This is a genomic window from Nostoc sp. (genome assembly GCF_036919615.1).
Taxonomy (GTDB): Bacteria; Cyanobacteriota; Cyanobacteriia; order Cyanobacteriales; family Nostocaceae; genus Nostoc.
The window spans coordinates 106,854-114,644 of record NZ_JBALCN010000033.1 but is presented as its reverse complement, the minus strand read 5'-3'; the positions used below and the strand labels follow the sequence as shown (position 1 = coordinate 114,644).

At 41.4% G+C, this 7,791-nt stretch carries 6 protein-coding genes and 1 pseudogene; 3 read left to right on the top strand and 4 right to left on the bottom strand.

Annotation, left to right across the window (positions count from 1 at the left end; translation table 11 throughout):
• The 3 genes and pseudogenes from V7K48_RS11115 to V7K48_RS11105 all read right to left on the bottom strand — a co-directional run.
• Positions 1 to 589 (bottom strand): annotated as a pseudogene (locus tag V7K48_RS11115) (hypothetical protein); the annotation flags it as partial.
• A 933-nt stretch (positions 590 to 1,522) separates the two neighbouring features.
• Positions 1,523 to 3,034, bottom strand: coding sequence for a hypothetical protein (locus V7K48_RS11110; protein ID WP_335072320.1), 1,512 nt, complete (start codon positions 3,032 to 3,034; stop codon positions 1,523 to 1,525).
• 185 nt (positions 3,035 to 3,219) lie between these two features.
• Positions 3,220 to 3,741 (bottom strand): hypothetical protein, encoded by a 522-nt coding sequence (locus tag V7K48_RS11105; protein ID WP_335072318.1) that lies wholly within the window; start codon positions 3,739 to 3,741, stop codon positions 3,220 to 3,222.
• A gap of 243 nt (positions 3,742 to 3,984) precedes the next feature.
• Between V7K48_RS11105 and nfi the strand changes: the two genes are divergently transcribed.
• The 3 genes from nfi to V7K48_RS11090 all read left to right on the top strand — a co-directional run bounded on the left by nfi (position 3,985) and on the right by V7K48_RS11090 (position 7,343).
• Entirely contained in the window at positions 3,985 to 4,650 is a 666-nt protein-coding gene (gene nfi / locus V7K48_RS11100) for a deoxyribonuclease V (protein ID WP_335072316.1), read from the top strand.
• A 107-nt stretch (positions 4,651 to 4,757) separates the two neighbouring features.
• Positions 4,758 to 5,294, top strand: coding sequence for an FHA domain-containing protein (locus tag V7K48_RS11095; protein WP_335072314.1), 537 nt, complete (start codon positions 4,758 to 4,760; stop codon positions 5,292 to 5,294).
• Positions 5,295 to 5,384: 90 nt separating this feature from the next.
• Positions 5,385 to 7,343 carry an FHA domain-containing protein gene (locus V7K48_RS11090; RefSeq protein ID WP_335072312.1) on the top strand — a complete coding sequence of 653 codons (1,959 nt, stop codon included), beginning with the start codon at positions 5,385 to 5,387 and terminating at the stop codon, positions 7,341 to 7,343.
• Here V7K48_RS11090 and V7K48_RS11085 read toward each other — a convergent pair.
• Positions 7,335 to 7,694 (bottom strand): hypothetical protein, encoded by a 360-nt coding sequence (locus V7K48_RS11085; RefSeq protein WP_335072310.1) that lies wholly within the window; start codon positions 7,692 to 7,694, stop codon positions 7,335 to 7,337. The genes V7K48_RS11090 and V7K48_RS11085 overlap by 9 nt on opposite strands.
• Between the last annotated feature and the right edge of the window lie 97 nt (positions 7,695 to 7,791).

The following is a 7,791-nucleotide window of genomic DNA, read 5'->3' as shown; positions in this document are numbered from 1 at the left end:
TCGGTGCTGGTGGTATTGCTCTTGCGATTGCAGTTGGCTGAACTTTCGGTGCTGGTGGTATTGCTCTTGCGATCGCAGTTGGCTGAACTTTCGGTGCTGGTGGTATTGCTCTTGCGATTGCAGTTGGCTGAACTTTCGGTGCTGGTGGTATTGCTCTTGCGATTGCAGTTGGCTGAACTTTCGGTGCTGGTGGTATTGCTCTTGCGATCGCAGTTGGCTGAACTTTCGGTTGTTGAGGAGATAGATTTGGTGATTTCGCTTTCTGCTGCCTTGGTTCTGGCCAGAATACCTCTGCTGAAGATAAGGCTGTTGAGTTCAAAGGACTCTTGCTAGAAGACTTATGTGCATCTGAATTAGCTGACTTCACAGCAGAAACAGGTTTTTTTAGTAAAGCTTTACCACCTGCAATTGAATCTTTAGTAGCCCGGAATGGGGTTTTTTGGGGTATGCGTGTTTCATTAGGATAAACTTCAACTACCTCAATTGGAATCTCTTGCTTAGGCTCAGGCGTAAAAGCTGTGAGCCAATATTTGATCCCTATCAGTAAAGTAAAGTGTAGGAGGATGGAACTAACTAGACCTGGGAGCATATCCCGGGAGTGCACGCTCCGATAACGCTGAAATTCATGAGAAAAAGCCATGTTATTGTGCTTTTGCGTGATAGATAACAGCCTCAACAGTCTATTTACTGTCTTCTAATTTAGAGGATATCGCATCTGATTCCGGCAAAACAACGAGATATTGGATGATATCTTCTTTGAACTGCATCAAGCTGAAAATTCTCTGGATAAGATCATTCATGATGAGCCAGAAGATAGCTTAATTCCTGAGTCTAATCTCACCTGACGGACTCCTACCTTGAAAATAACCCGCACTTGAAATACTTTTAGTACATCAGCACTAGTACAGTGCGGCAGAAATAAACAACCCCTGACGCTCGAGGACTCGCTCTAAGCGTTCGCGTAGCGTCTCGTAGAGAAGCCATGCCGCAGGCTTTACGCTGCGCTAACGGGTTCGGCAGTTCCTTATGGGGAGAACCCCCTTGGCGCTAGCCTCTCCCTTTGGGAGAAGACCGGACTGCCTCACCATTTCAAAATCAACGAAACGCTTACGCTGTTTTCATTTTGAATGAGTGACTTTTGACTTCCGCCTTGCGGTACTAGGCCATTACCTCAATAGAGCTTTAAAATCTCCTCTTGTGTAAAACGACAGATTATTTGATAGATTAGAGATATAGGAATCCTATTTGAGATCCGAACCGGGTACATACTGATGCAAGTTCGGAAAATCAAATTCTTGATGATTGATAAAGAACTTAAATAGCCATTTGACAATAGTAAAAGATTTGCATATCATCCAAAAGTTTCTCAAAAAGTTTTTGGTCTGTAACCAAATATCTTCTACAGGATTTTGCTCAAGAGCATTGGGTACAAATCAAAACTGTCAGAATATCGCATTTCATCAGGGTAGGTGAAAATCAGAGCAATGTCTACGACGGGCTATTCGGCGTCGCACTGCTTTTTCTAGTTTAGCTTTGAGGGGCGATCGCTTTCTTTATTACCAATGGAATTTTTTTCAGCGTAGTTGAGATTTTTCTGATATTCTCTAATTTTTTGTTGAGCTACTACATAATTTTGGCTGGAAGATGGCACAGTTTTCATAAGTGCGATCGCAGCTTGCCACTCACTCGTAACTATTTTCCAATCATCTGAAGATTTTGCTAGCTGGGTTAGTTTGGTAGCACTGATTGCTTGATTAACAGCCTCTCGGAATGTATTAGGTTGAGGTATGAGTGCTGTTATAAATGGAGTTGACGACGTAACTTTAGAAGCTATAGAAGTTGGTGCTTTTCCTTTCATTTTTGGAATTTTTGCTAATAAATATATTCCGATCGCAACCAAGGAAATGAGCATAATTATCAGCAGTTTTTTCTTAAAATTTTTAGGCGTTTGATAAGTATCTTGAGATAGTATAGCCGAATGCTGCTTTTTACCTTTTTTGATTTGAGTTAGACTCATATCACTACGCAATCTGTCAATTTCTAAATCTGTGCGCTCAATACTGTAGCTCTTAGGTCTAATTTGAAAGTTTTGGAGTATAACTTTCAGCTTCGGAATAAAGCGTTTTATTACTAAGTGTTCTAATTGGTATAAATATGCGGCAGTAAACATCCAAATTATGAACCAACGTTGACTTAAAAAATCATTATTTTCAATGCTGTCAAAAATTCCGTTTGTTGCACGTCCTGTTAAATGTCCAGTACAACCATCGAAGTATTCAGGTATTTTATTGTACAAGTTGCAACTAGAAAAAGCTAATTCCGAAAAGATAGTTAAGATTAGCATAAAAGATAATCCCATCACAACTGTGCCATAGAAATCTGCCCATAAGCTATTCAAAGTAGGTATCCATTTAGGTAATTTATTAGATGATTTAGGCTTTTGCCAATTAAACCAGAAAATATGGTAGAAAAAGGCTAAAAAAATCGTTGGTATTAATAAGCCGAATAAAACAGAAAATATTAATAATATAGGGCTGTTGCCGAGAACTGATATAAACACTCCGGCCAATCCAAAGACTATTAAACGTGTACCAGGAAATGCTATGGGAACTAGAATAATCGCCCTCAACCAAAAAATAGGATAAGGAAACCAAACTGGCCATATTTGAGATGGTGTTTTGTCTTTTCCCTGTTTAGCAAGTTCTAAAATACTGGAATGTTTTTTAGTCTCTTCATTCTTAGGAGTTAAATTTAAATAATCAATCCAAGCTACTGAGGTTTGTCCTTTACTTTTTCCATAAATTTTTACAGACTTAATAGGTGTAGCTTCCAACTTTATTATTAGTTTATGAATAAAAGTGACTGATGATTCTTGTTCCGGTACTTGAAAAGATTCCAGCATTATCTGTAAGCAATCATCTTTCAAGATTACTTTCGTAGTAACGCCTTTTGGTTGCAAAAGGTAATTAATTACTGAAGCTATCGCTTGTGCATCTCCCTGTTTAGCAAGTTCTAAAAGAGTCAGATGTGTCATAATCAATAAATACGAAAAACTGAGAAATTAGCGTTTATCTTAGAATTCCCCATTTACAGGCAAAAGCAACATTTTCAGAATCTTTCAAGTCCTATATTTAAAATTTATTTAGATTTATTATACTTTTTGCAAAAAACCGGATTTTTGACTCTTTCTCTGCACCTATGCCTGAGCCAAGTTAAACACTAACGTTCCTTTGTTATCACAGATATACCATTACTAATACTTACTTTTTGAATAAAAATGTCAGTCCAAGATGATAAAATATCAGTACTTATTTGATTAGCAATAAATTCAAAATCTTGGTTTGTTAATCTCTGTGCAGTATCGCCGCTTAAGTTAATAGAAATAGTTAGGATTTGAGGATTACTGGAAAATTGGTCATTATCTACTACTTCTAGTTCAGCTTCTGCTATGCCCAAATCAAACTCTTTACTCCAAGCTGGAAACTCCTTACCTGTTTGTTGTCCGTAAACTTTCACTATTTCAACAGATGCAGCCCCTAAAGCAGTTAACCCTTTGCGGATAAATGCAACTAAAATTTGCTGATTTGGTACTTCGGCAGATTCTAAGATTACCTCTAAGGAAGCATCTTTGAAGGCAACTTTGGCAGTGATCCCTTTGGGATGTAGGTGGCGGTTCATCAGAAATGCGATCGCCTGGGTATCTCCCTGTTTTGCAAGTTCCAGAATATTCAGCTGTGTCATAACCAGTAAAAGAGAAAATCTGGGAAAATAAATTTATATTCTCAGGATTCCCTTTTCACAGCCTTAAGTAACATTATGAGCCAAGATATCAACTAACTGGGCTAAAATATTTAGTATAAAGATAGTCTTTCACTAGACTTTTGCAATAAATAGATTTTCTCTGTATCAACATCAAAAACTATTGTTTTTGTACTTGCCAAATTAACAGGATTAATATTAATCAGTTTAATTACAATTTTCAATATGAAGATTTATCAAGATCATGCTTGGCCCTCAACGTTGGAAGAAGCCATACTTATCCAAGAAAAGCTACGAGATCAAGTAATTACGTCAGATCAACTGCAAGAACCTATTCAGTACGTTGCTGGAGTGGATATGGGTTTTGAAGCTGATGGAACAATTAGCCGTGCAGCTGTTGCAGTCCTGAATTTTCCTGATTTGCAAGTAATTGAGACGAGCCTAGCACACCGTCCTACTTCCTTTCCCTACATTCCTGGTTTCCTCTCATTTCGGGAAATTCCAGCTGTTCTTGATGCTTTGGAGAAGATTAAAATCACACCAGATATCATCCTGTGTGATGGTCAGGGAATTGCTCATCCTCGCAGATTAGGTATAGCTAGCCATCTAGGGTTACTTATAGATATGCCGACAATTGGTGTAGCCAAGTCGTTGTTGGTAGGCAAGTATGAAGAATTGGCCCAAACCAAAGGCAGCAGGCAACCACTAATATATAAGGGTGAAACGATTGGGGCAGTTTTACGCACACGCACAGGAGTAAAACCTCTGTACATCTCCAGTGGTCATCGAGTGAGTTTACCTACGGCAATTGACTATGTATTACGCTGCACGCCAAAATATCGGCTACCAGAAACTACACGCATTGCTGATAAATTAGCGTCGGCAAAATAAAGCTTGTTGAAGTTTTTTCTAAATACTTGCTTACACCTACTCAATCGTGTTAGGAATCGCACAGAAAGAAGTTGAAGTAGCTAAATACGAGTTACGAAGTTAGAACAATGAACGCACTGACTTTACAGTGGCACGATGCAGGTCAAGATAAAACTCAGAACATTTACGAACAACAGCCAAGTCAAAATCCTGGCACTGTCCGCATCGGTCGCGATCCACTCCGGTGCGACATTCTTCTGAGTCACCCCACTGTCTCTGGTTTGCACGTTGAAATCTTTTTTCATCACCAGCAACAGCGCTTCTATATCAGGAATTTGCGATCGCAAAATCCCCCTGTTGTTGATGGACGGCAATTAGTCCAAGGTGAAATGCCTTTAACTAAGGGTACTAGCATCTCTTTGGGACAAATAAAACTTAACGTTACTAGCATTTCCGCAAATAGCATTCCAGCAACAATTTTGCTGTCACCGCATCCACCAGTACACGGACATCACCATCATCTACCAACACCCCCAGGAGTTTATGGCTTAGAATGCCCCAAATGTCATAAAGTTTCCCCAGGAGAGAATCTACAAATTGGCTGTCATTGGTGTGGGACATCTTTAGCTGCGGCTGTGAGTGTGTTAGTAGCACCGGGTAGTTGAGAAGGAAGGGGGCAGGAGCGGGGAGCAGGGGGAGCAAGGGGAGATGAGGGGGACAAGGGGGACAAAGAAAATAACCATGCCCAATGACAAATGACTAATGACTTACAAATCCAATTGAGTTGGGAAGATCCAGCGACGGGAGAACGGCGAGAACCAATGTTGAGTATGCCGATCGCTTTTGGTCGAGAATTCGCTCGCTTACCTGCTGAACTTAGGGGACACCGGGTTTCTAGGATGCTGCTTAACAGTAATGAAGTTTCTCGTTACCATGCCCTAATTGACTGGGAACAAGACCATCTGATGGTGATTGACCAAGGTAGCGTTAACGGTGTGTATGTCAACGGTCAACCACAAATGCGTAGTGTTCTGGTTAATGGCGATACGTTGCAAATTGGCCCCTATGTGATTATGGTGACATTTGCTGCTAGCGGCTCTGACCCAGATACCAGCCCCCCTTCAACGATTCACTTCAATGCAAAGACCAACCTCCCAGACCCCAGTTTGCCTGTAGTCCAGCCGATAATGCCCTTGGCGAGTAATTTCCCACCATTAGCGTTTCAGGCACAAAATATTGCTGTGCAAGCACTTCATGCTACGGGACTGCCAGTAGATGAATCTGATTATCTAGCGATCGGGGCAGGACTGGGTAGCTTTTTTTGGGCTGATTTGCTGCGAATTAGTGGTGTGCGTGCTGAAAAAATTGTGGCTTTGGGATTAGAGGCGGAGCCTTATGCTCGTTATAAGCGCCTGTGTTTGAATTCGCAAATTCCCTTACATGAAAGACTGCGTTCTAATTCCGACTCTTGTCCTGATAATATTTGGGGCTGGCCTAGTTATGCCTTGCGTGAAGCTTGGCACGATTTCAGCAAGGGAGAGATGAAATCAGCATTTAAGTATTTGTGGCAAGTGTTTGCTGAACCAACATTTGCACAAACTTATACACCCCGTGCGGGTAATGTCTTTGATTCTATAGACCGAGAGGCGAAGCGCATTGGCTGGAATCAAATTTATCGCTATGGGCGAGTTAGGGTAATTCGCAAAACTGATGACGGCAGATATTGCGTAGCCTATTCTCGCGGCCCAGGAAATTATGCTTTTTTAATTACTCGTTATTTACATTTAGCTACTGGGTATCCAGCAATTCAGTTTCTCCCAGATTTGCAAGCTTATAGGGAAAAATATCAAGACTTTAAATCTGTCGTTAATGCTTATGAAGCCCACGATCATGTTTATGAACAACTAGAGCAACAGGGTGGTACAGTATTGATTCGTGGACGGGGAATTGTGGCTTCGCGGATTGTGCAGCGGATTTATGAAGCCAGAAAGCGGAATCGGAATATTGCAGTTTTGCATTTAATGCGATCGCCTAAACCCCAAGGCAACAAATTTCAAAATACCCAGCGCCTAGTCAAAAATCATTATGAATTTCAACCTTTTAACTGGCCGAAAGCTTGTTGGGGCGGCGAACTCCGGGCAATGTTAGAAAAAGCTAGTCCTGATGAACGCAAGCGTTTACTAGCAGACTGGGGTGGAACTACGACCGCCGACCGCCACGACTGGCAGCAAATTACTGCCCAAGGCATCAGCGAAGGTTGGTATCAAATTACCTTCGGAGAGGTTTTAGATGTAGAACGAGATGCCCAAAACCGGACTATTACCCGTATCCGAGAGCAAAGCTTTGGGGAAATGAAGTTGCTAGCTGACTTTATTGTTGATGCTACTGGACTGGATGCCAAAGTAGATGCTAATCTGCTTATAGCAGATTTGGTGAAACATTACAACCTCCCAGTGAATCACCTGGGGCGATTGGCTGTAGCAAACAATTTTGAATTAGTAGAAATGCGTAGTGATAAAGGTCAAATGTATGCTGCTGGGGCTATTACTTTAGGTGGCCCTTATGCAGCAGTTGATAGTTTCTTGGGGTTGCAATATGCCGCATTAGTCGCTGTTGATGGACTCGCCGCCGCCCGTGCGCCTGGAGTTCAAAGGTTGAATGTTGTAAGTTCTTTTGGGCAGTGGTTGAAGTGGGTGTTAAATCAGTCACCTTAGTATTAGGAGGCAGGAGGCAGGAGGAATACAGGATTTAACTAGCTGTTTTGAGTACCAAACTCGAAACTTGAGGTTAAAAGGTGCAACGTTGAAGTTCAAAGGCTCAATGTTGAGGATAAAAGGCTCAACGTTGAGGATAAAAGGCTCAACGTTGAGGATAAAAGGCTTAACGTTGAGGATAAAAGGCTCAACATTGAAGTTCAGAGGTGCAACGTTGGGGTTCAAAGGTGCAACGTTGAGGTTCAAAGGTTCAACGTTGAGGTTAAAAGGTGCAACTTCGAGGTTCAGAGGTTCAACTTCGAGGTTAAAAGGTGCAACGTTGAGGTTTAGAGGTTCAACGTAGAGGTTCAAAGGCTCAAGTGGCGATGTCTACGACGGGCTACGCCTACGCAGAATTCTTACTCTCTGATATGGTGAATTAAATCAGCGTTTAGAAACCAATACGCTT